The organism is Parapedobacter composti (genome assembly GCF_900112315.1).
Taxonomy (GTDB): Bacteria; Bacteroidota; Bacteroidia; order Sphingobacteriales; family Sphingobacteriaceae; genus Parapedobacter; species Parapedobacter composti.
In genome coordinates, this window is sequence record NZ_FOLL01000011.1 from 50,923 (window position 1) to 74,337 (window position 23,415).

Genomic DNA, 23,415 nt, shown 5'->3' on the forward strand with positions numbered 1-23,415 from the left:
CCGCTTCCATGGTTTTTAAAGTCAAGAAATGAAAAATTTTGTGCTATTATTATGTGTTTTAGCAGCAGGCCATTCCGCTAAGGGCAATGGTTTGTACAAGGATGACGGAAGTTCGCCCCAAACGCAAAACCTACAACTGTTCGGCAAGACAATAGCCCCCCATCCGCGGTTGCTTTTCACAACCACCGAAGAAGAAACCTTAGTTAATACCATCGGAGTAAATCCTCTGTTCAGTGGCTTGCGGAGCCATCTTCGGAAACACGCGGACAGTTTGTTAACCAGTCCACTGTTGTCCGCACCAAACAACTTAACCAAGAGTAGGGAGCATGTATACCGTATGATTACGCTCTCGCTCGCCCACAGGTTGTTCGGTGAAAAAAGGTACTTGGATAAAGCAATTGCCAATTTGATGAACATATGCGCGTTCCCTTCATGGAATCCTGAACATTACCTGGATGTGGCAGAGACAACAACGGCTGTCGCTATTGGCTATGATTGGTTATATCATGATTTGGATGAGAAACATAGGGCCGTAATCGTCGAAGCGATAGAGGAAAAGGCACTAAAGCTTGCTTTGCCGGTTTACCGGCAAGAAGGGAATAATGGCTCATGGGCAAAAAGGGAGACAAATTGGAACGTTGTATGTAACAGCGGAATGATTATGGGGGCATTAGCAATCGCAGAAAGTAACGTTAAACTGGCAGAAGAAATCATCCGCCATGCAGTCAAGTATCCTGTTAACTGCATGAAGCATTATGCTCCTGACGGCGTCTGTTATGAAGGACCGGGCTACTGGGAATATACGAATATTTATTTGGCTATTATGTTAGATGTTTTGGAAACAAACATAGGCCACAGTTTCGGCATTGCAGATTTAGATGGAGTCAGCAATACCGCAATATACTACATCAATGCCCTCAGCCCAAGTAAAAAGGTGTTTAATTTTGCGAATTCGTCAGCCTTTGGAAACAATGGACAGCTATCGTCGAATTACAGTCCCGCTTTTTTTTATTTCAGCAAGCGGTGGCAGCAGCCGCAGGTGGCAGGTTATTACCATGAGCAATTGCGCGAGGTTGTCAATAATCAGGTGAAAACACCTCAATGGCATTTTTTCCTGGCGATACCTTGGTTTGATCTGCAGGTTGAGCCTGAATGGAGAAAAATGGAACGATTAGCTGTATTTAAAAATGTGTACAATCCGATAGCGGTATTGAATGGTAGTATGGAACCCGCTGATGAGTGTATATATCTTGCCATAAAAGGGGGGGCTCCCAACCAAGCGCACCAGCAGTTGGACGTTGGCCATTTTATTGTGGAGACAGATGGTATCCGATGGCTTGAGGACTTAGGTTCAGATCACTACCATTTGCCTGGCTTTTGGGATTACAGTCCCAACGGACAGCGATGGAAATATTTTAGGAACACCAATTTCAGCCATAATACTATCGCAATTGACGATAAAATCCAATATTCGTATGGCCGTGGATATATTGAACGCTTCGCCCCGGCCTCCCCGCAGCCATTTGCAGTTTTCAATATGACCGGCGGTTATGAAAAACAGGTGCAATCTGCGCTACGCGGCGTCAAATTAATTGATAAAGAAACCGTTTTAATCCAAGATGATATATCGCTGAACCGGGATGCGCAAAAAATCATATGGTCTGCAATTACATCTGCCGATATAAGTATCGTGGGAAATGCGGTCACCTTAAGGAAGGGAGGCAAGCAGTTCCATATAAAGGTGTTGTCGCCGAAGGCTCAACTCCGGTTAGAAGAAGCAAAACCTTATACGGAAGCAGAAAAGCCAATAACCGGCTACAACGTACTAAAAATTGAAGTTGACCCCGCCCTGAATGAGTTCGTATCGCTACGGGTGGCGATGGGGAGACAGCGCGATAAGCTGAACGATACGTATATAACGCAAGCTGACATCAATGACTGGCATGAATAAGATCGTCAACAAGTTACTCACCGGGGCACTCGCGTTGCTAATGTGCCACTATGCCGTTTGTACAGAAAATCGAAACCTCCTGCAGAACGCAGCAACGGAAAGCCAGGTTCGAACCTCTTTGATATTGAACCAAGAGTGGGTTCCTTATCCCGACTACACCGACCGTGAAGCGTGGAGCCGACTTACTGACGTGGTAAGTGAACAACTCATTGCCGAAGGTGAAAAGTATCTCGATTTCGAATGGCGGGTGGTGAAAGCCACGGATTATATCGAATTTGAGCGGAGTGGTTCGCGTGCCACCATGGAGACGCCGTTTGGTGCTAACAGCAATGCCCTGAGTGCACTGGTGTTGGCCGAGCTTTGCGAGGGTAAGGGAAGGTTTCTCGACCAAATTGTGAATGGAGTGTGGCTGTTCTCGGAGATGAGTTCCTGGGCATTGTCGGCTCACCTGCCAGGGCCGCAGCGATCTCATAGGTCGCTTCCGGATGATAGCGGACATGTTATCGATTTGGCGGCTGGAGATATCGGCTCATTATTGTCGTGGACTTACCATTTTTTCAAAGCATCTTTTGACGAAGTGAATCCATCTATTTCGCATCGGCTATTGAACACCTTAAAAGAACGTATCCTTGAAACCTACATGGCCCGTGATGACTTCTGGTGGCAGGCATTTAACCTGAAAGCGGGCGCAATGGTAAATAATTGGAATCCTTGGTGCAATTTCAATGTACTGGCATGTTTCCTCTTGTTGGAAGACGACCCGGAAAAATTGGCTGCTGGTGTTTACCGCACAATGCGCTCCGTTGACGCGTTTATCAACTATAACCATTCAGACGGAGCTTGCGAGGAAGGTCCTTCCTACTGGAGCCATGCCGCGGGAAAGCTATATGACTATTTACAATTGCTGAGCTATGCCACAGCAGAAAGGATAACTATTTTCCATGAACCTATCGTCCGTAACATGGGAGAATACATCGCTCGTTCTTATGTTGGCGACGGGTGGGTAGTCAATTTTGCCGATGCGTCGGCTAAAGGCGGGGGTAACATGTCGCTCATTTACCGTTATGGTCAGGCTGTCAACAGTACGGAGATGCAGCAATTCGCCGGGTACCTGTACAATCGTAGCGGCAAGCGGTTTTCCATTGCTGTGGGGAGGGATGTTTTCCGCGCCTTGGAGGCCATGGCCGGTTATCCGGGACTCTCAATAACCGAACCGGCCCTGCCAACTTTCAAGTTTGCCTGGTACGCTGAAACCGAATTTTGCTACCTGAAAAATGAGGACGGACTGTTCTTGGCGGCGAAGGGCGGGCATAATAATGAGAGCCATAACCATAATGATATCGGCACGTTTTCGTTATACATCAAGCATATCCCTTTCTTCGTCGACGCTGGTGTCGGCACTTACACGCGACAGACGTTCAGCAACGAGCGCTATTCGATTTGGACAATGCAGAGCGCGTACCATAATGTTCCGAGGATAAATGGTTTTGACCAGCGGTTCGGCGCATCTTACCGTTCAAGAGAGGTACGGTTCGACGAACGGAAAATGGAGTTTTCACTGGATATTGCCGGAGCTTATCCGTCTGAGGCGAAAGTTAAGCAGTGGAAACGCCGCTACCGGTTGGACGGTAAGACGGTCTATATTACAGACGAATACCGGTTAGCCGAGGCAGCACGGCCGAACCAGCTACATTTCCTTACGTGGGCGAAACCCGATCTGTCTATTCAGGGTGAGGCGCGACTAACTAAAGAGGGGAAACAGGCGACATTGTTCTATAACCCGAACCAATTTTCAGCGGAAACAGAAGTAATTGAATTGTCCGACCCGCGGTTGACCGGCGTGTGGGGAGAGTGTATCTACCGGCTTGTTTTGAAAGAAAAGAAAGCGCGTACCAAAGGAACGTACCGCTTCCGGATATCTGCATTGTAAACGTATCACATATTTTCTAACTTTACGCATAAAAATGACCAATCTCAATAACTATAAGATGTTTTTCGTTATCATCCTGTTCCTTTCAGGGTGTGGCGTGGGTGAACGGCAGGAAACTTCAAGTGAGTACGATTTTGCTATCCGCCAAACCCGGCATTTGCTTGATTCTCTCGAAACGAGAGAACCGGGCAAATTGCCGAAATCCGTAACGCCCGATGGCGAACTGAAGCTCACCGGTATTTACGGCTGGACCAGTGGATTTTTCCCCGGGACCCTGTGGTACCTCTATGCTTATTCCAATGATCCGTTCTGGAAGCAGCAGGCGCAGCGATTTACGTTGCTGCTGGATCCGGTAAAAGATTTTTCGGGCCACCACGACGTAGGGTTCATGATTAATTCGAGCTATGGCAACGGATATCGGTTTACTAATGATAGCAGCTATGCGGCGGTGATTGTGCAGGCCGCAAAATCGCTTGGCAGGCGTTTCAATCCGAACGTTGGTGCTATCCAGTCCTGGAATGTCGATAAGGGATGGCAGGCTCAACGCGGATGGGAATTTCCAGTTATCATCGATAATATGATGAACCTGGAACTGCTATTCAATGCAACTGCCTTAAGTGGCGATTCGTCTTTTTATCGGATGGCCGTTTCGCATGCTGACGTTACGCTGGAAAATCAGTTCAGGCCCGATAACAGCTGCTATCACGTGGTGGATTATAACTCCATAGATGGCAGCGTGCGGGCAAAGCAAACCGCTCAGGGCTATTCTGACCATTCGGCATGGGCAAGAGGACAGGCATGGGCACTTTACGGGTTTATCATGTGTTATGAGAAAACAGGATTAGCCAGATATCTTGAACAAGCCGAACGGGTTGCTGATTTTATTATCGATCATCCGCGTCTGCCCGCAGATAAAATCCCGTACTGGGATTTCGACAGTCCCGACATACCCGAGACATACCGCGATGTTTCTTCGGCAGCGATTATCGCATCGGCGTTATTTAAATTAGCGAACCGTGTGGGTGAGTCCGCTTCCGGACGGTATGGGGATGCAGCGATGGCCATGCTCAATGCCATGTCATCCGCTAACTACCGCGCTGAATTGGGAACCAACTATGGATTTTTATTAGCGCATAGTGTGGGGTCTATCCCGCATGGCGATGAAGTAGATGCACCCTTGGTTTATGCCGACTACTATTACCTGGAAGCGTTATTGTATCGCGATGGGATTTTAAAGTGATAACCGGTTTTGTTATATGAATAGGATAAAGTACGCGTTGTTAGCTATTATAGGGTTGCAGATCTGGCCGGCTCAGGCGGAAGACTGCCCCATTATTCCCCGGCCACGGCAGGCGGAAAAAGGTGCCGCTACGTTTGTGTTGGATCGGGAAACGCTGATCCAACCGGAAAATGGCGCGGATACGCAGGGTGCCATTTACTACTTTCAGCAGGCGGTGATGGATCGTGCCGGGCTGGAGCTGGCTACCTCGCCGGCCGAAGGGATGGGGGAACGGATCATCCGGTTCCGCTTGGTTGCACCCGAAGCATTAGGGGACGATAGTTACCGGATAGCGATGGATGGCCGCGGCATCCTGTTGGAAGCTCCGGATGAGCAAGGGCTGTTCTATGCTGGCGTTAGCCTATTACAGCTTATAGAACGTGCCGAACGGGATGGGGATACGTTATTGCTGCCTTGCTGGGCCATCCGCGATGCGCCCCGGTTTGGGTGGCGGGGCGTCATGCTGGATGAATCGCGGCATTTTTTCGGGAAGCGGCAGGTGAAGGCGTTGCTGGATTGGATGGCCTATTATAAGCTGAATGTGTTCCATTGGCACCTGACAGACGTGGACGGGTGGCGCATCGAGATTAAACGGTATCCCAGGCTTACGTTGGTCGGCGGCATCGGCAACCATACCAACCCCTTAGCGCCAGCTCAATATTACACGCAGGACGAAATCAGGGAGATTATCCGTTATGCAACGGAAAGGCATATCCAAGTCATTCCGGAGATAGACATGCCCGGCCACGCTACGGCGGCCAACAGGGCATATCCGCGATACAGCGGAGGAGGATCTGAACGCTTTCCGGATTTCACCTTTAACCCGGGGCTTGAAGAGACTTACCGTTACTTGACCGATATTCTCCGGGAAGTCAATGTACTGTTCCCCTCGCGGAAGATTCATATTGGTGGCGATGAGGTGCATTTCGGTAACGCCCATTGGCGGGTAGACACCGCGGTACAAGCATTGGCGGCTGCCCATGGACTGGAAAATCTCAGGGCTGTAGAGCATTACTTTATTCGAAGAATGGCTGATTCTGTAGCCCGGTTGGGAAACGACTTGCTTGGTTGGGACGAGATTGTGGATGCGGGCTTGCCGCCGCAGCAAACCGTGGTGTTCTGGTGGCGGCACGACAAACCTGAACAGTACCAGAAAGCTATAGCTGCGGGTTACCGGGTGGTCATTTGCCCCCGGATTCCGTATTATTTCGATTTCGTGCAGGACAGCACGCATCGTATCGGGCGCAAATGGCAGGGGCGGTACGTGCCTATCGAGCAGGTATACGGTTATCCGGCCGAAGCGCTTTTTCAGCAACCGGGAGCGGAACGTCAAGTGCTGGGCGTACAGGCAAACCTGTGGACAGAACAGCTGTCTTCGCCCCAGCAGTTGGAATACATGGTTTTCCCCCGGATAGCAGCGCTGGCCGAGTCGGCGTGGACTTCCGAGGGGAGGAAAGATTACGCTGATTTTTCTTTGCGTTTGCGCAGGCACTTGCCGCGGTATGCTAAGGCAGGGCTCTATTATTTCAACCCGTTCCAACCACAGCAATATCCCGAATACCAAAACGGCATACAGCGGATAAAGATGATGCCTGATACCGAAGCGCAGACCCGGCTCGAAACCTCGGGTCAATGAAAAAGGGAGGCGTATAGGGAAGGCGCATACGATTGTGTGTGTGTTTTGAAAAAAAATTACAGAAGTGGGTGGTTCTTTTGTTAATTTTTTCGATTAACTGTTGTATTTTTGCATCTCACCTTATACGTAATTCCTCAATGGCAAGATTAAATTTACTGGAAGAAACACGCTTCGAGAAAGTACCCGTGAGTGTTTACTCCGATTCTGTCACGGCGTCTTTGGCCGTGGCTAAACGTATTGCCGACTTAATCCGCGGCAAGCAAGCAAAAGGTGAGCAAGCCATCCTTGGCCTTGCTACAGGTGCAACCCCTGTAAAAGTATATGCAGAATTGGTGCGCATGCACCGGGAAGAAGGCCTCAGTTTTAAAAATGTGGTTACCTTTAACCTGGATGAGTACTATCCCATGCAGCCCGATTCTGAGCAGAGCTACGTAACGTTCATGAACAGGCATCTGTTTGACCATGTGGATATTGAGCGGGCAAATATCCATATACCGGACGGAACGCTGGCTATGGAAGATATCCACGATTACTGCTTGGCATACGAGCAGAAAATCACGGCCTTGGGCGGACTTGATTTACAGATTTTAGGTATCGGCCGTACAGGCCATATTGGTTTTAACGAACCGGGCTCGGCTCCCAATTCAGGGACACGGCTGGTAACGCTGGACGATTTGACCCGGCGTGACGCTTCCCGTGATTTTGGAGGCAAGGAGAATGTGCCCACCAAGGCGATTACCATGGGTATCGGCACCATTTTCAAGGCGCGGGAAATCGTCCTGATGGCCTGGACCCAGAAGAAAGCCGAAATTGTTAAGAAAGCGGTAGAAGGTGAGTTGTCTTCCGAAGTACCGGCTACATACCTCCAATTGTCAGACCACGTTGAATTTGTTTTAGATAAAGACGCGGCCTCCCTCTTGACCCGTTTTGACACGCCTTGGCTGGTAAAAGATTGTGTGTGGGATCGGAAAACCATTAAGAAAGCGGTAGTATGGCTTTCCCAAACACTGGGAAAACCTGTGCTTAAGCTGACCGAAGACGACTATAATAATCACGGTATGGCTCAACTCGCGACCGAAAAAGGTCCGGTATACCATATCAATATCGATATCTTCAACCAGTTGCAACATACCATTACGGGGTGGCCGGGGGGCAAGCCCAACGCGGATGACAGCCAACGCCCCGAGCGCCGGGAGCCTGCCAGGAAGCGCTCCATCATCTTTTCGCCGCACCCAGATGACGATGTGATATCCATGGGCGGCACATTCATCCGCCTGGCCGACCAAGGCCATGATGTGCACGTGGCATATCAAACCTCAGGCAACACGGCAGTTTGGGACGACGATGCACTGCGCTTCATTGAATTTGCCACAGACTTTGCTAAATCGCAAGGCATTGCCACGGAAAAGCTGGAAATGCTTTACAAAGATGCGCGCCAGTTTATCGCGGGCAAGAAACCCAATCAGATAGATACGCCTGAACTGCTTACCGTGAAGGGGCTTATCCGTAAAGGGGAAGCCATCGCTGGCGCCCGGTTTGCCGGGCTTCCGGATGAGAACATTCATTTCCTGAACCTGCCATTCTACGATCGGGGTAAGTACAGCAAGCAGTTGGATTATGAAGACGATATCCGGGAAACAATGGCTTTGCTCCAGCGGATAAAACCCCACCAGATTTTTGCGGCGGGTGATTTTGCTGATCCGCACGGTACTCACAAGGTGTGTTTTGATATCATCCATCAGGCCATGCTGCGGCTAAGGAAAACAGAGGCCTGGACCAAAGATTGCTGGGTATGGTTGTACCGGGGGGCATGGCACGAGTTTGAAATCCATGAGATCGAAATGGCGGTACCGCTTTCTCCGCAGGAAGTGCTCCGTAAACGGCATGCCATCTTTAAGCATCAGTCGCAGAAGGATGTACCGGTATTCCCGGGCGACGATGCTCGGGAATTCTGGGTGCGTGCTGAGGAGCGTACCCGCGAAACAGCCATGCTTTATGATCAGTTGGGGATGGCAGAATATGAAGCGATCGAGGCATTTGTGCGCTGGAAGTTTGAAGATGAAGAATAAAGGGTAACCTTCCACCGAAACGAGAAATAGCTTATACGGCCGCGCGGAACATCTTCGCGCGGCTTTTTTGTTTTTCTGACGAACCGTCACGAGCTGCCGCTCAAAATGAGCGTGAAAAACACGTCATGCAAACGCTGTTCAGCAAAAACAGTCTATCGATTGAACAGTGTCAAAAACATGGTTTTTATACTATCTGTTATGCGATAATCCGGCATTCCTTCCAGGTCGTACAGCAAAAACCTGCGTTAAACTGTTTTTGAAGTAGCTAAAATAATATAGCCAATTAGATAGCTTATTAAGCATCGATGTTTATTGCAGGGTAATATACTTCCGCCTGACGCAGTATTCATGTTTTAGCATTGCCTATAAACAACAAAGGAGGATAAATTATGATGATGAATTGTCGACAATGCATTGGCTTAAGTAAAGCTAAGCATATGTTGTTGCGTGCGTTAACATTGTTGCTGGTGTTACCGGCTTGGTCTTTTGCTCAGCAAGGTATTACCGTGCGGGGACGGGTTACCGAAGCGGGCCATGATACTGGATTGCCGGATGTAAGCGTACAGGTAAAGGGTACCAATAACGGTACGAGTACCGATGAAAACGGGGTGTATACTTTACAGGATGTCAGCCCCGGCGCAACGCTTGTTTTTTCGTCGGTAGGCTATTCACCGATGGAGGTAGCGGTGCAGAACCGGCAGACGGTAGACGTTGCGCTCACAGCGGAAGTGTCTGATCTGGAAGAAGTGGTTGTTGTGGGGTATGGGACGATGCGCAAACGTGATGTTACGGGGGCGGTATCGTCGCTCAGTGCCGCCACCATCCAGAATGAGGCGCCCACACAGCTTACAGACGCCCTCCGCGGTAACATCGCGGGGCTGAATGTCGGCTTCAACGCGCGGGCCAAAGGCGGAGGCAGCTTGCAAATCCGTGGCCGGACATCACTGAATGCTGGCACCAGTCCGTTACCGGTATACGTTCACCGGTACGTTCCGCCGCGACGGTTATTCGGCATTCGGGCAACGTTATCCACGTGCGAACTTCGGCTCCGTGGCCCTTGCCTGGACGTTCAGCGAGGAGCCGTTTTTCAGCAGTGACTGGTTAAACTACGGCAAGCTGCGGGTTTCGTGGGGCAGCAACGGAAACCGGGATGTGGGACCGGGCCGGGACATGTACGTCGCCATGTCGGACCTCACTACGGGAAAGTACTTGTATGTACAGCCTGATGGTACCGTGATTCAGGTAAACCAACTGTGGGTAAACCGTATGCAAAACCCTAACTTCCGATGGGAGCGAAATACATCTTACAACCTGGGACTCGACTTCGCCTTGTTCAATAGCCGGTTGGACGGCAGTCTGGAGCTATACCAGATGGTTTCAACAGACCTTTTGGTACTGCGCAGTCTTCCCAACGTGATGGGCTTCGATAACGTGATGGACAACCTGGGCGAAGTGCGTAACCGGGGTTTTGAAGTGACGCTGAACTCACTTAATATCAATCGCGAAAACTTTTCGTGGCGCAGTACGGCCCTCTTCCAGCTTAACCGTAATGCCATCCAGCATATCTACCGGAATTACGGGGCTGATGGGCGCGAGCTGGATGATGTACAGAACCGCTGGTTTATCGGAAGGGCCATTGACGCGATTTGGGATTGGCGGGCACTGGGCGTGTACCAACTGGGAGAAGAAGAACAAGCGGCGCGGTATGGACTGCGGCCGGGCGACTATAAGCTGGAAGATGTAAACGATGACGGGCAGTTCAGTAACGCGGACCGGCAATTCCTTGGATTTACTGAACCGCGGTTCCGGTGGTCTCTACGGAATGATTTTCAGTTTTTGCAGCACTTCAGCGCTTCTATCTCCATGTATTCACTCTGGGGGCACCAAGCTCCTTTCAACTGGCTGAAGAGCCGAAACGGATTCCCCGATCGGCAAAATAGCTATGTGTTCCCTTACTGGACGCCGGATAACCCGTCGAACGAGTGGGCCCGGATCAACTCGAACGAAGGCAGTGCCACGGGGTTCAACGTTTACCGAAAACGTTCGTTTATCCGTATCGATAACATTTCGCTGGCCTACAACGTGCCCAGCACATTCCTGAGCAGATATCGCGTCAATGGACTGCGGCTCTTTGCTAATGTCCGCAATGCGGCCATGTGGGCACCTGATTGGATATTCTGGGATCCGGAATGGGATCCCGACCCCCAATTGGAGCAGAATCCAGGGCCTACCCCCCGGTTCTTCAACTTCGGATTGGATTTGACGCTGTAACCATATACTGATGGAAAACTAAAAAGAAGACCATGAAAACAATAATAAAGCGAAGCATTTACCTTTCCCTATTGCTCTCGGTATCAGCTGCGGGCTGCAAACGGGAATTTTTGGAACCTAACCCTTTGTCTATTTATACACCTGAAGAAACGTTTCAATCTGCTGATGCACTTTGGGCAACGCTGGTCGCTTGTGAGCGGAATATGCGGCACGAGTTCATGGGCGATGGAGCGCCACTGGTTACTGAAATGATCTACTCGGACATCGCAGTGGAAGGGACTACCGACAAGCCGGGGCCGGCCCAGGATTTGATGCTGGCCATCACGCCGGACGCGCAATTGGATAATGTAGATTACAACCGAATTGGTTGGTACTGGCGTGAAGGCTACCGGGCTATCCGTTATGCCAACACGGCCATCCGGTACATCGATGTGCCTCAGGATTACGCGTCTGAGGCCGAGAAAAATCATTTGCTCGGTTCAGCTTATTTCCATCGTGCGCTGCGTTATTACCGGTTGGTTCACCAATTCGGAGACGTTCCGGCGGTCTTTTTCATGCCTACGGAGCCCAAGCTGGATTTTTACAGCACCAAACGCGAGGTGATTTTACAGCGGCTCAAGGAAGATTTAGAGTTTGCTGAAGAATGGGTGCCGGATGATGTGAATAGGGGACAGGTAACCAAAGGTGCCGTGAGCCACTTGTTGACTAAAGTCAATCTTGCATTGGGCCTGTTTGACGAAGCTATCCAATCGGCAAACAACGTGATTGGCGGCGGCAAATATGGGTTGATGACCGAGCGTTTCGGGGCCTACCAAAACGATGCCAGCCGTAACATCATTTGGGACCTGCACCGGCCGGAAAACAAGGCCTTGGCCGGAAACCGCGAAGCACTATTACTGGTAATTGACCGGATCAATATTGAAGGGAATCATGACGGTGGTATCCGGCTGATGCGTAATGCTGTGCCTTTCTGGAGCAACGCGGGCATTATTACACCGGCGGGTAACCGCGGGATGTCTGATCAGCCCAATGTGGAGATACCGCTGGTGTTGCGGTATGGACGCGGCATAGGTCGTATACGCCCCACGTGGTTCAGCCAGCATGGTCTGTGGACCGACGATACCGACTTGCGCCATGCGCCGGGCAATTGGATGACCATGGAAGACTTGGTTTATAACGATCCGGCCTTGAAGGGCGATGACCCCAACTATGGTCAGCCGCTTCGCTTCCGGAACGAATCGGGCACGGTGCTTTCGAACGATACCATCCGGCAATGGTTTGACTGGCCGCATTACAAAGTTTTTATTGAAGACCCCCAACGTGTACAGCCGGATGGAGGCAACACAGATTGGTATGTATTCCGTTTGGCGGAAACGTATCTGCTGCGGGCCGAAGCTCATGTTTGGAAGGGCGACTTAGCCAGTGCCGCGGCCGATATTAATGCGGTAAGGATTCGCGCGAACGCCAGTCCCGTCGATGCAGGAGACATTACCATCGGCACGGTGCTCGATGAGCGCGCGCGTGAGCTGTATTATGAGGAGCCCCGCAAAACGGAACTCACACGCGTAGCTTATATCTACGCGCAAACCGGCATCACCTCGGAGTATGGCAAGTCGTACAGCCTCGCTAATTTTTCCGATGATAATTATTTCTATGATCGGGTCATGGATAGAAGTGATTTCTATAACAAAGGTGTTCGCACGAACTTTGGAACCGAATACCGGATGGCGCAGTACCACGTGCTATGGCCGATTCCCATAAGCGCAATTAATGGTAACCCACAGGGCGTAATCAACCAGAACAAGGGGTATACCGGTTACGAAAATAACGTGCCCCCATTGGATTATGTTATAGAAGAACAGTAAACACTCTTAGGTCGGAGGTACGGCCGCTAAGTCCCCGTAGCGGTTGGCTCATAACGGGTGCCCGAACACGTTCGGGCACCCGTTATGTTAATCCCCGTTGCGGATAACTTTCGTCCTTGATACCATGGTGGTAATAAGCAGGCCGGCTAACGCGATGACCGCGTAAGAATACCGTAAACTGGCCAATTCGGCAATGTAGCCAATGAGCGGCGGTCCCATCAGAAAACCCAGGTAAGCCACGCTGGACACCATGGCCAAGGCTACTCCGGGAGGTATTTTGTCGTTCCGCCCAGCCGCGCTGTATACGGACGGAACAATACAGGCGACGCCGAGCCCGACCAGCATAAACCCGGCCGTGGCCGCCCCGATGTTGGGAAATAGCACGGAAATGCCCATGCCCATGAAGATGAAACAGCCGCTGATTTGCAGTAACGTTTTCCGGCCGATGCGCCGTATGGCCCAGTCGCCTATGAACCGGCCCAAAGCCATCATCACCATGAACGAAGCATAGCCCACCACCACCAGCGATTGCGGAGCCTGTACAATATCCTTGAAATATACGCCGCTCCAGTCGAACATAGCACCTTCGGCTGCCATGCTGCAAAAGCCAATCACGCCCAACTGAAACAAGGTGCTGTCCGGCTTTATGAATAGTCCTGTCTTTTTAGGCTGGGTGACCACCCCTTGAACTAAATGCCGATGGTTGAGCCAGGTATTGGCGGCAACCAAAACGGTGATAATCCAGAAATGTGCATACGGCCCGACATGGAGATTAATCATCAGGAGGCCGATGAGGGCACCGGTAAAACCCGCGATGCTCCACGCGCCGTGGAAAGAAGTCATGATGGAACGGCCATACATTTTTTCAGCAGCCACCCCCTGTGTATTCACGGCGATGTTGCACATGTTGCCCACTACGCCGAACGCCAGGAGTGCCGCGCCAAGCTGCCACGCACTGCCGGCCAGCCCGATGCAGGTGAGCACCAGCGCATAAAGCGGTGCCGCCACGCGCAACACGCGTTCACTGCCGTATTTGGTAACCAGCCTGCCCGACAAAGGCATCGTAACTAACTGCCCCACCGGCAAAGCAAAGAGCAAGGTGCCCAGTTGTGCATCCGATAGGTGCAAGGCAGCCTTGATATCCGGTATACGACTTGCCCATGAGGCAAACGCCAGTCCCTGACCAAAATAAAATAAAGAAACGGCTATCCGTATTCTCGTCCGCGAAACAATCGGGTTTTCCTGGCCGGTAAGTTCCGGCGCCTCCTGCTTGGGCACCGGAATGGAAGGGGGTGCCACTGCTAACTCTTTCAACTTCAAACGCTACTAAAAACTGCCGCAAAGGTACGGCAAATCTTTGGCCATTTCATGCAGCCGGATTGTCAGGATTACGTAAACGTTATCCGTCACAGCCTTTCGCCGGAAGAACGGATCCAGTGAACACGTGATCCCCGTCATTTTTCATCAACAAAAATCCGGTTAACTTTGTTGTATCACCAAAGCATTTCGATTATGGGAACATTAAAAGACAAGGTAGCCATCGTAACCGGAGCTGCTTCGGGCATCGGCCGCGCGGTGGCACAGGCTTATGCACGCGAAGGGGCGAAGGTCGTGGTTTCGGACATCAGCGTGGGTGGAGGCGAAGAAACCGTGAAAATGATTAAAGATGCAGGAGGCGAAGCGTTTTTCATTGCTGCTGATACTTCCAAGGCAGAAGATAATGAACAGCTGGTAGAGCTGACCGTTGAGCAGTACGGCGGGCTTCATATCGCCTGCAACAACGCAGGGATCGGCGGGCCATCAGCTCCCACCGGAGAATATACCATTGAAGGGTGGGACAAAGTCATTGCCATCAACCTGTCGGGTGTCTTTTACGGTTGCCGTTACCAGATACCCGCGCTGTTGCAGGCGGGAGGCGGTGTCATCGTCAATATGGCTTCCATTCTGGGGCAGGTTGGGTTTGCCAACTCAGCGGCATACGTGGCAGCCAAACATGGCGTTGTCGGCCTCACCAAGAATATCGCGCTGGAATATGCCGGAGGCGGCATCCGTGCCAATGCGGTTGGCCCGGCTTTCATCAACACGCTGTTGCTGAAAGATATGGACAGTGATACCATCGACTGGCTGGTTGCCAAGCATCCCATAGGCCGGCTGGGGGAAGCGTCAGAGGTGGCCGAGTTGGTGCTCTGGCTGAGTTCCGAGAAGGCATCGTTTGTAAACGGTGCATATTATGCCGTTGACGGTGGATACCTGGCGCAGTAAAAGCCCGTCTATAAAACGTACTAATCCCGTGGTTTGGCTCCGAAAATACCGTCTAGCAGCATCTGGATGACAGCTACGACTATGGCGAATACAGCCGCCCACCAGAAATTGGCCACGTCAAACCGGCTGCCCATAAGATAGCTGGTCAGCTGTACCATCAGTACAGTAATGATAAATGAGATGAGGCCCAATGTCAGGATGTTAAGCGGAAACGTGAAAAACCGCAATACCGTGCCGATGGTGGCATTGACGAACGCGATGATTAATCCCGCCAAAATGGCCCAACCGAATCCATCTACACTTGCTGCTGAATCCGGTAGGATAAGTGCCGCGAGGAAAATCGCAAGGCCTGATAATAATACTTCGATAATGAATCGCATATTGCTGTTTGTTGGTTTATCTTTGCTAAGATAGTTCAATAGATGTTTTCATCCAATAATAACAATTGCGGCCGAAATGTTTGGCCGGAAGGTAAAAAATGATTTCAGAACCCACGTATTTAGCTGCTAGGCTGGTGTCGCACCGTATCGCCGCCCACTTCGGTGCTGCAACGAACCAGTCGCCTATACCGCAGGCCTATATACCCGACACCGTTACCGTTGAAGCCTTGCTCGACGCGGCATTCTGGGCAAGCCTGCGTAAGGAAGAGGGCTACGAGCCCAAGATCTCTTTAGTGTTTGCCGCTCCCGAATTTACCGGCGATAACCTGGTGTTCCATACGAAGCAACGGCTGACACCCCATCACCTGGTGAAGTTATCGCCGGCAGTGGTGCAGCCCGGTATTCACCTGGGAATCTGGCTGGAGGGCGACGATTACTATATCTGGGGGACGACGCACGATGTGCCACCCCAGAGCATGGTAGTAGAAGTGGTAGAAGCGGGTTTATTGATTGTAAAGCAACGGCACGGTTATTCAACGGGCAAGTTTATCAACGTGGCGGTGCTCAATGGAAACCAAATCAAGGTCATTGACGATAATCATTGGGGCTTGGCCGATAGCCCGGGCATACTGTCGTCGTTGCTCGGCCTGCCCAGAGAAAAGCGTTCGGATAACCTCCTGGTTCAATTTGCGCTGGCCATGCGTAAGCACGGACGGGGCGCCTTGTTACTCATTGTTCCCCAAGCCAGCACCGCCTGGCTGCATTCCATCGTGAAGCCCGTCAACTATTTTATGGTGCCGCAGGAAGCCACTGTTCCCGGCGATGCTTCGGAGGCAAACGCTACACCTGCCGGTTCCCTGCGGAAGATGGTTGATGCCGTGGGGGGCTATTCCGCCATCGATGGGGCCACGGTAATTACCCAAGATCACCGTCTGCTGGCTTTCGGTGCCAAAGTGGCCCGGTCGCCCCATGCCCAGCCTGTGGAGCAACTGATGGTAACCGAGCCGATCGAAGGAAATACGCTGGAACTGCTTGATGCTACCAAAATCGGGGGTACCCGGCACCTCGCCGCGGCGCAGTTTGTGCACGACCAACGCGATTCATTGGCCATGGTGGCCTCGCAGGACGGCACATTTACGGTTTTCAGTTGGTCGGATAGGCACCGGATGGTACACGCCCACCGCATAGATGTATTGCTGATGTAGTCGGATGCGGAGAAAAATTCAGAAAAAATTTGGAGGTATGGACTAAACCTGTTACTTTCGTACTGTACTATTTAACTAATACAGTAATACATGGTGAGTCTTACAAACCTGTCGTTCAATTACCGAAAGCAGCCTGCGCTTTTTGAAGGTTTAAATCTGGAATTGTACCCGGGGAATATTTATGGATTGCTGGGCAAAAACGGGGCTGGGAAAACCACGCTGCTGAAAAACATGATGGGGCTTGCGTTTCCATCGGCGGGCCGGTGTACCGTTGGCGGTTTTGATGCCGCAAAACGGGAACCTGCTTTTTTGCGCAGCGTATTTTTTTTGCCGGAGGAACCTGATATCCCCAACGCTTCGGCTACGGCCTTTGTAAACGTTACCCGTCCTTTTTATCCCGATTTTGATGACCAGCAGTTTGAACAGTGCCTGGATGCGTTTGAGGTGCCTCGGCGCCGTGTACTAAGCAAGCTTTCGCTTGGACAGCAAAAAAAGTTCATGATTTCGTTTGCACTTGCATGCTGCACTCCCCTGGTGGTTATGGATGAACCAACTAACGGGTTGGACATCCCCTCAAAAATCCAGTTCAGGAAGGTGATTGCCGCTGCATTTGATCAAAACCGGTGCATGGTTATATCCACCCATCAAGTGAAAGATTTAGAAAACCTCATTGATACCGTGCTGGTGCTGCACGAGCGCCAGATCGCCCTGCACGCCCGGTTAGAAGCGCTGGCTACCAAGGTATCATTCGGAACGGTCTCGGCGGTGGCCCTGGGCGATGCGCTTTACTATGAAGAAACGTTCAACGGTATACGGGCCATCATGCCCAACCTCGCCGGTATTCAAAGCCAGCCTGATTTGGAATTATTATTTAACGCGGTGACGGCAAACCATGCGCGGTTGGCCGATTACTTAAAGCAGTAAACTGGATGGACAACCTGTTTAATTTCCGGCGATTCGGCCTTCTGGCAAAACGGCATTTCAGCCAATATTTGAAGATTTATGGCATCGGCGCATTGGTGTTTGGCGGTGTCATCGCACTATTGTTTGTCGTGGTAATCCCAAGTCATCGTTCGACGGTACCGGCGGGGCATCAGTATGCCGTCTATTTTTTGGCGGTATTCGGCGGATTGTTTGTGTTCACGAGTTCGGTATTCCGGCCTTATCACCGTCCGCGGCAAGCGGCGTTTAACCTGTTGTTGCCGGCTTCTACGTTAGAAAAATACCTGTTGGCCTGGCTCCTGTCATGTGTATTTTATTTCATCTGTGCCCAAGGTGTTTTTTTTGCCGTCCATTATTTGGTGATGTCCTACTACCAGAGCCGGGGGTATGCGATTGAATCCATGTGGACGTACGACCGCCTCGTCATCGGCAGTAATGGTCATGTATTCCGCTATGTGGCCGTGACCGCTTATTTCTTTGTTCACGCCGCTGCGCTGCTGGGTGCTGCCGTATTCCGGAGCTACGCAACATTGAAATCGGCCTTCGCCTTGTTGATAATCGGCCTAAGCTATGGGTATTTCAACAGCGCATTAGTTGCTGCCCTGCTCGCCGAAGGCAAGGTTCAGGGTTCGCAGTTGCCCTTCCTTTCGTCCTATGTGCAAGTAGGCGATGTTTCGTATACCGTTTCATTAGGCATATCTCATTGCTGGATGTTGGCCTTTTACCTGCTGGTAGCGGTCCTGCTGTGGATATCCGCCTATGTTAAATTGAGGGAAAAAGAGGTTTAAGATGGATTTTAAGAGCAACGAAGCGATTTACCTGCAAATAGCGGCTCACATCAGCGAGCAGATTGTGCTTGGCCGGTGGGCGGTCAATGAGAAAATACCTTCGGTCAGGGAGCTGGCAGCTGATTTCCAGGTGAATCCGAACACGGTGATGCGTACGTATGAACACCTGCAGCAGTCGGGCATCATCTTCAACAAGCGGGGCATCGGATTTTTTGTGGCCGAAAAGGCGGTTGAACACATCAACAAGCAACAAAGAGAGCGTTTCTTAACCCAGGATTTACCTGAATTTTTTAAGAATATGTACCTATTGGGAATCTCACTGGAAGAAATTAAAAGCAGGTATGAAGCATACCTTTCAACATACCATAAAGATGAAGACAAGCAATAAGCTATTATTGATAACGGGCTTGGTGCTGATGGCAGCGGCCATTGCATATGCGATAGCCATTAAGGCAAAGTTCGAGGACATGACCAATAAGCCTATCGTTCTTGAAACGTTTCCGGTGGATACCCTTACTGAAGTGGAAATACGGGGCACTGCGCCGCGCGGGCTGAACTTACAGGCTACGCTATCATACCATGAACGAACCGAGGTACGCTATACCGATCATGACTTTATCCGTATGGAAAGGGAGGGAACCCGCTTGAAAATCACTATCGCTCACCCAAAGGGGTATAGTAGTGTGATCACGCGACGCCCGGAGATATTCATCAGCAGTCCGGTGCTGCAGCGAGTAGCGATACACGGCACACCTTTGGATAGCCTGGATCTCCCTCCGGATGCACACGTATTAACCCGCAACCACTACAGCAAAAGCGAGGTAGACGTAAAAGGTTACCACGGGCCACAGTTGGCGGTTTATGCTTCCAACGGTGCTAAACTTACGCTGAGTGGTATGAAGATAGACTCGCTTGACGCGCATGCCGCCGAATCGGGAATACTTGTTATCCACGGCAACAGCTTTGGAGATGCGCGGCTTAAGGTCGGTAAGCAAGGCAAGGCCGAAGTGCGCGGTCCGCAGTTAGGTACACTGTATACCGACGTTGATCTTGACGGCGAATTGGTAATGAAAGGTACAGATTTAGTTATTAAAAATGGTCAATATCATTGAAACCACCGCGTTGAGCTTCGGGTATGGCAGACACAAAAAGGTGCTCGATAATGTTTCCCTGCACATACCGGAAGGGGCTATTTACGGCTTCTTGGGGCCCAATGGTGCCGGCAAATCGACCACCATGCGGCTGCTCACGGGCATCATCCCCGAGCAGGGCAACGCCATCCGCTTATTTGGCGAACCCCTGCGGCAGCAAATGCCGGGTGTGTTTTCAAAGATCGGTTCGTTGGTGGAACAACCTGCATTATACCTGCACCTTAGCGGTATTGACAATCTCCGTTACATCGCCCGGTTACGAGGTGTTTCTCCAAAGCGGATTCCCGCCATGTTGGAACTGGTCGGGCTGGCTAATGACGGGAAGCGAAAGGTTAAGCAATATTCGCTGGGCATGAAACAGCGGTTGGCCATTGCGATGGCTTTACTGGATGAGCCAGCGCTGCTTTTACTGGATGAACCCGTAAACGGATTGGATCCGAATGGAATTCAGGAGATCCGCCAGTTGCTGATGCGTCTTAACCGGGAGAACGGCGTAACCATTTTCGTGTCGAGCCACTTGCTGCCTGAGATTGAAAAGATGTGCACCCATGTAGGCATTATCCATAACGGACAATTGAAATTTGAGGGGCGGATGGATGAGCTTTCAGCTCGTTTTGCTACCGCCAATATCGTAGTAACCTTAGGTGATGCCGTTCGCTGGGCCGAACGATTGGAACCCTTGTATCCTGGCCTAATGGTATTACATGCCCGGCAAATCAGGTTCATGCTCCCCACGAAAGAAGCGGTACCAGGCATGGTGCGATCGCTTGTAGACGCGGGCGCCGATATCTATGAACTTCGCATGGAAGGCGGCTTGGAAGATTGGTTTATGTCATTAATCGATACTAACAAATAATACCGGTGGTTATGGCTATGGTTAACGATTTCCTTACCGCACTTCGCGCGGAGCACATCAAGAAGCGCGGTACGGGCATTTACATGCTAAGTGCCGCGATAGGGGTATTATTCCCTGCCGTGCTGTGCGTTTTTGGCATTGTCCGTAATACGCAGTTTAATGAGCCGTTTGCGTTCTCCTACTATCTGAAGTATATTCAGGACGCTGCGTTGCCATTCACCAATTTTTTCTTTCCGCTGTTGATTATCGTTATATCAAGCCGGGTCACGCAATTGGATCACCGGAACGGTGGATGGCAGTTGATGGACACGCAGCCGCTTGGTAAGTTTGCATTGTACTTCGCAAAGTTCTCGGTTGTGCTTATCAGTGCCGTTATTGCGATTTTGTCCCTTGTTGCCGGGGGGATGTTTTTCGGATGGTTATTAACAAATTTTATCGAAGTGCCCGGTCACGCGCAACTGCATGTTCCATGGAAAGAACTACTCCAATGGGGCAGCAGACTGTTTGTAGCATGCCTGTACCTTGCTGCGCTCCAATACATGATAGCGGTGTTGATACCCAGTTTTATCTGGTCTATTCTCATCGGTTTCGGTCTATTGCTGACCGGACTTTTCGCTAAGCCGTACGGTTATGTGTTTGATTGGTATCCGTTTCATATCGTGAGCCGGATTACCGATTTCAAGGCGGGCAGCGATCTGGGCTACTGGTTTGTTTATACTGAATATGTAAGCGTAGCGGCCGCCTTGATTTTGTTATACCTCGGCTTTCAGTGGTACAAGCATAAAACATGGCGCCGGGCATTTTTAGCTACTCCGGCCAAAGCCTTGGCCCTCGGCGTTGTGTTGGCCCTCGGCGCTGTGTGGTTGTTTGCCTTGTTAAGGCCTAAACAAGGAGATGAACACCCCCGTACAGTGCTGGCAGGCGAACTTGATGCCGGATTGCCGGTAAGCCATGTGTATCTCATCAACCCGACATTGCAAGATACGCTCGCGATAATTCCCATGCAGGGTAACCGGTTCCATCAGGTGCTGGAAGGCGAACTGGTGGCCGACCACTATCAGGTGGCGTTCGATCGTTTTTACCAAACTTCCGTCTATTTTGGTACACGGGATAGCGTATACATTGCTGGAGTTGCCAATGCCGATGCGAGCAAATTTGCTGTCAGGGGCACGAGGCTTGCTGATAATCAGGCCGGTTCTGTGAAAGCATCATGGAATAGAATCCGTTACTACCTTGAACAAAACATGTTTTTAGACGATCCGCTGCACTTTGCGCGGGAACTCCACGCGGATTGGAAGAAAACGCAGCGGGAAAGCCGCTTGTTTAAAACGGTAGATAACTACACCCCAAAGGCCGATTTCAATAAGCGGTCGGAGAAACTAATTGCGGTAAATTACTTAAGTCTCTGGACGGGTTTTGTCCGGAAACGGATGGCTGTTTTTCCGGATCAGCCAACGGTGCCGCCATCAGCGATTGAAGACATCCAGCGGCATGTTTCATTGGCAGATGAAGCATTGCTCAGTGACGAATCTTATCGGGAATATGTGACCGATCAGTTTATACTTGCCGATACCGTGGATATCCCGCTGCCGGAAAAAGCGCTCGCGGGGATAACCGGCCTTCCGTCAGGCAGGTTCAGGGATAAACTGCTATACTGGCAACTCTCCCGGAGTTTGAAAGAAGCTACGGACAGCGCTGAACGTACGGCATTGATGGATCGTTTCACCGCTTTTTTTGACGACAGCGTTTACCGTCGCAGAGCGGCGTTTGTATACCACCAATGGCAGCGTGTAGGTAAAGGCCGTCCGGCAATGCATTTTGAGGCCACTGATTTGTCTGGTAATCGGGTCGCATTGGCAGACCTTCATGGTAAGCTCGTTGCCATTGATGTATGGGCATCGTGGTGCGGGCCATGTAAGCGGCAGTCGCCTTATTTCGAACGGTTGGCACTTAAATACCGCGACGAGGCTATTTATTTTATAGCGTTAGGTGTTGATCGGGACAAAAGTAAGTGGGAAATCGATGCCAAGGGGAAATCAAAGTCGGTGCTGCAATGGTATGCTGCTGATATGGAAAAGTTCGGGTTGGAATATAACCTTGCCACCATCCCCCGTTTTATGCTGCTTGACAGGGCCGGCCGATTCATCGCAGCGGAGATGCCCATGCCTTCCGAAAACGCTTTTGAATTGATTGTCCGTAAGGAGCTGGGACTGCCGGATTAGCCACCGCATATTTCCACGCGCGCGCATTAAACCGCGCGCATTAAATCAAGAAAAATTTTTATCTTGCCAACGTATACCGGTTAGTTAATGCTTAATGTAAATATCATATTAACATGAAGACCCTAATTTGTTTCCTTTCGTTTTCCCTGTTGCCTATCGCCTATGCATTGGGCCAGGATAACCTTAACAGCCCCTTTGTGGGTATATGGGAAATGGTGGAGATGTCCAACACCACCATCGAGGGCACTGTCGTTGAAGTACCTGCCGGATACTATAAGGTTTTCGGTGCCGACGGGAGTTATTTTTTCATGCAGTGGAACCGTTTAGGGTCGCGTTACGTGCAGGAGGGTACATTTAGCGTGCGGACTGACAATAGCTATGCCGAGCGCATTGAGCGCGCGCTGAATAAGCGCCTTGAAGGCCGTGAATTTGAAATCCAGTACCGGTTTACGGACCAGGAAATCATGGTTATCGAAGGCGTGGTAGATGGCGTTGCCTATACCGAACGCTGGCGGAAGGTAACCAGCCAATTTCCTGGCCAACCTACCCAATAACGCAAATGGTTACGTAATATTAGGGCTGCCCCTGCGTTGAATTAAAGAAAGGAA

At 50.8% G+C, this 23,415-nt stretch carries 18 protein-coding genes; 16 read left to right on the plus strand and 2 right to left on the minus strand.

The window, feature by feature from the left end:
* Nucleotides 1–28 precede the first annotated feature (28 nt).
* From BM030_RS12155 to BM030_RS12185, 7 genes are all read left to right on the plus strand, one after another.
* Nucleotides 29–1,951, plus strand: a complete 1,923-nt coding sequence (locus BM030_RS12155) for a heparinase II/III domain-containing protein (RefSeq protein WP_090973877.1) — start codon at nucleotides 29–31, stop codon at nucleotides 1,949–1,951.
* The gene (locus BM030_RS12160) at nucleotides 1,944–3,881 is read left to right on the plus strand and encodes a heparinase II/III domain-containing protein (RefSeq protein ID WP_170845721.1); all 1,938 of its coding nucleotides are present in this window, start codon (nucleotides 1,944–1,946) and stop codon (nucleotides 3,879–3,881) included. The genes BM030_RS12155 and BM030_RS12160 overlap by 8 nt, the downstream gene beginning before the upstream one ends.
* 34 nt (nucleotides 3,882–3,915) lie before the next feature.
* Entirely contained in the window at nucleotides 3,916–5,121 is a 1,206-nt protein-coding gene (locus BM030_RS12165; protein WP_211657597.1) for a glycoside hydrolase family 88 protein, read from the plus strand.
* A 16-nt stretch (nucleotides 5,122–5,137) separates the two neighbouring features.
* Nucleotides 5,138–6,796: a beta-N-acetylhexosaminidase gene (locus tag BM030_RS12170; protein WP_090973878.1), complete on the plus strand. Its 1,659-nt coding sequence runs from the start codon at nucleotides 5,138–5,140 to the stop codon at nucleotides 6,794–6,796.
* Between the two features lie 137 nt (nucleotides 6,797–6,933).
* Complete coding sequence (gene nagB / locus BM030_RS12175; RefSeq protein WP_090973879.1) at nucleotides 6,934–8,865, plus strand: glucosamine-6-phosphate deaminase; 1,932 nt, start codon at nucleotides 6,934–6,936, stop codon at nucleotides 8,863–8,865.
* 443 nt (nucleotides 8,866–9,308) lie between these two features.
* Nucleotides 9,309–9,962 carry a carboxypeptidase-like regulatory domain-containing protein gene (locus BM030_RS20210; protein WP_397235733.1) on the plus strand — a complete coding sequence of 218 codons (654 nt, stop codon included), beginning with the start codon at nucleotides 9,309–9,311 and terminating at the stop codon, nucleotides 9,960–9,962.
* A gap of 1,206 nt (nucleotides 9,963–11,168) precedes the next feature.
* A complete protein-coding gene (locus BM030_RS12185; protein ID WP_090973880.1) occupies nucleotides 11,169–13,001 on the plus strand; it encodes a RagB/SusD family nutrient uptake outer membrane protein in 1,833 nt (610 codons plus the stop codon).
* 87 nt (nucleotides 13,002–13,088) lie between these two features.
* Here the strand turns inward: BM030_RS12185 and BM030_RS12190 are convergent, their stop codons facing one another.
* Nucleotides 13,089–14,315, minus strand: a complete 1,227-nt coding sequence (locus BM030_RS12190; protein ID WP_244518905.1) for an MFS transporter — start codon at nucleotides 14,313–14,315, stop codon at nucleotides 13,089–13,091.
* 198 nt (nucleotides 14,316–14,513) lie between these two features.
* On the opposite strand from BM030_RS12190, the gene BM030_RS12195 reads away from it, so the two are divergent.
* Nucleotides 14,514–15,263: an SDR family NAD(P)-dependent oxidoreductase gene (locus BM030_RS12195; protein ID WP_090973881.1), complete on the plus strand. Its 750-nt coding sequence runs from the start codon at nucleotides 14,514–14,516 to the stop codon at nucleotides 15,261–15,263.
* A 20-nt stretch (nucleotides 15,264–15,283) separates the two neighbouring features.
* On the opposite strand, the gene BM030_RS12200 is transcribed toward BM030_RS12195, so the two are convergent.
* Entirely contained in the window at nucleotides 15,284–15,643 is a 360-nt protein-coding gene (locus tag BM030_RS12200; RefSeq protein WP_090973882.1) for a phage holin family protein, read from the minus strand.
* A gap of 98 nt (nucleotides 15,644–15,741) precedes the next feature.
* Between BM030_RS12200 and BM030_RS20545 the strand changes: the two genes are divergently transcribed.
* The 8 genes from BM030_RS20545 (at nucleotide 15,742) to BM030_RS12240 (ending at nucleotide 23,361) form a co-directional block, all read left to right on the plus strand.
* On the plus strand, nucleotides 15,742–16,848 hold the full coding sequence (locus BM030_RS20545) for a putative sensor domain DACNV-containing protein (RefSeq protein WP_090973883.1): 1,107 nt from the start codon (nucleotides 15,742–15,744) through the stop codon (nucleotides 16,846–16,848).
* A gap of 90 nt (nucleotides 16,849–16,938) precedes the next feature.
* Nucleotides 16,939–17,772 carry an ABC transporter ATP-binding protein gene (locus BM030_RS12210; RefSeq protein ID WP_090973884.1) on the plus strand — a complete coding sequence of 278 codons (834 nt, stop codon included), beginning with the start codon at nucleotides 16,939–16,941 and terminating at the stop codon, nucleotides 17,770–17,772.
* Nucleotides 17,773–17,777: 5 nt separating this feature from the next.
* A complete protein-coding gene (locus BM030_RS12215; protein WP_090973885.1) occupies nucleotides 17,778–18,578 on the plus strand; it encodes a hypothetical protein in 801 nt (266 codons plus the stop codon).
* Nucleotide 18,579: 1 nt separating this feature from the next.
* A complete protein-coding gene (locus BM030_RS12220; protein ID WP_090973886.1) occupies nucleotides 18,580–18,966 on the plus strand; it encodes a GntR family transcriptional regulator in 387 nt (128 codons plus the stop codon).
* Nucleotides 18,950–19,690 (plus strand): hypothetical protein, encoded by a 741-nt coding sequence (locus tag BM030_RS12225; RefSeq protein ID WP_139215888.1) that lies wholly within the window; start codon nucleotides 18,950–18,952, stop codon nucleotides 19,688–19,690. The genes BM030_RS12220 and BM030_RS12225 overlap by 17 nt, the downstream gene beginning before the upstream one ends.
* Complete coding sequence (locus BM030_RS12230) at nucleotides 19,674–20,585, plus strand: ABC transporter ATP-binding protein (RefSeq protein ID WP_090973888.1); 912 nt, start codon at nucleotides 19,674–19,676, stop codon at nucleotides 20,583–20,585. Before BM030_RS12225 ends, BM030_RS12230 begins: the two co-directional genes overlap by 17 nt.
* Nucleotides 20,586–20,596: 11 nt before the next feature.
* Entirely contained in the window at nucleotides 20,597–22,807 is a 2,211-nt protein-coding gene (locus tag BM030_RS12235; protein ID WP_090973889.1) for an ABC transporter permease, read from the plus strand.
* Nucleotides 22,808–22,920: 113 nt separating this feature from the next.
* The gene (locus tag BM030_RS12240; protein WP_090973890.1) at nucleotides 22,921–23,361 is read left to right on the plus strand and encodes a DUF4488 domain-containing protein; all 441 of its coding nucleotides are present in this window, start codon (nucleotides 22,921–22,923) and stop codon (nucleotides 23,359–23,361) included.
* Nucleotides 23,362–23,415: the final 54 nt, after the last annotated feature.

Bases quoted from the DNA above. Each gene is read 5' to 3' on its own strand.
- BM030_RS12155 (WP_090973877.1), top strand. From the start codon at position 29: ATGAAAAATTTTGTGCTATTATTATGTGTTTTAGCAGCAGGCCATTCC.
- BM030_RS12160 (WP_170845721.1), top strand. From the start codon at position 1,944: ATGAATAAGATCGTCAACAAGTTACTCACCGGGGCACTCGCGTTGCTA.
- BM030_RS12165 (WP_211657597.1), top strand. From the start codon at position 3,916: ATGACCAATCTCAATAACTATAAGATGTTTTTCGTTATCATCCTGTTC.
- BM030_RS12170 (WP_090973878.1), top strand. From the start codon at position 5,138: ATGAATAGGATAAAGTACGCGTTGTTAGCTATTATAGGGTTGCAGATC.
- nagB (WP_090973879.1), top strand. From the start codon at position 6,934: ATGGCAAGATTAAATTTACTGGAAGAAACACGCTTCGAGAAAGTACCC.
- BM030_RS12185 (WP_090973880.1), top strand. From the start codon at position 11,169: ATGAAAACAATAATAAAGCGAAGCATTTACCTTTCCCTATTGCTCTCG.
- BM030_RS12195 (WP_090973881.1), top strand. From the start codon at position 14,514: ATGGGAACATTAAAAGACAAGGTAGCCATCGTAACCGGAGCTGCTTCG.
- BM030_RS12200 (WP_090973882.1), bottom strand. From the start codon at position 15,643: ATGCGATTCATTATCGAAGTATTATTATCAGGCCTTGCGATTTTCCTC.
- BM030_RS20545 (WP_090973883.1), top strand. From the start codon at position 15,742: ATGATTTCAGAACCCACGTATTTAGCTGCTAGGCTGGTGTCGCACCGT.
- BM030_RS12210 (WP_090973884.1), top strand. From the start codon at position 16,939: ATGGTGAGTCTTACAAACCTGTCGTTCAATTACCGAAAGCAGCCTGCG.
- BM030_RS12215 (WP_090973885.1), top strand. From the start codon at position 17,778: ATGGACAACCTGTTTAATTTCCGGCGATTCGGCCTTCTGGCAAAACGG.
- BM030_RS12220 (WP_090973886.1), top strand. From the start codon at position 18,580: ATGGATTTTAAGAGCAACGAAGCGATTTACCTGCAAATAGCGGCTCAC.
- BM030_RS12225 (WP_139215888.1), top strand. From the start codon at position 18,950: ATGAAGACAAGCAATAAGCTATTATTGATAACGGGCTTGGTGCTGATG.
- BM030_RS12230 (WP_090973888.1), top strand. From the start codon at position 19,674: ATGGTCAATATCATTGAAACCACCGCGTTGAGCTTCGGGTATGGCAGA.
- BM030_RS12235 (WP_090973889.1), top strand. From the start codon at position 20,597: ATGGCTATGGTTAACGATTTCCTTACCGCACTTCGCGCGGAGCACATC.
- BM030_RS12240 (WP_090973890.1), top strand. From the start codon at position 22,921: ATGAAGACCCTAATTTGTTTCCTTTCGTTTTCCCTGTTGCCTATCGCC.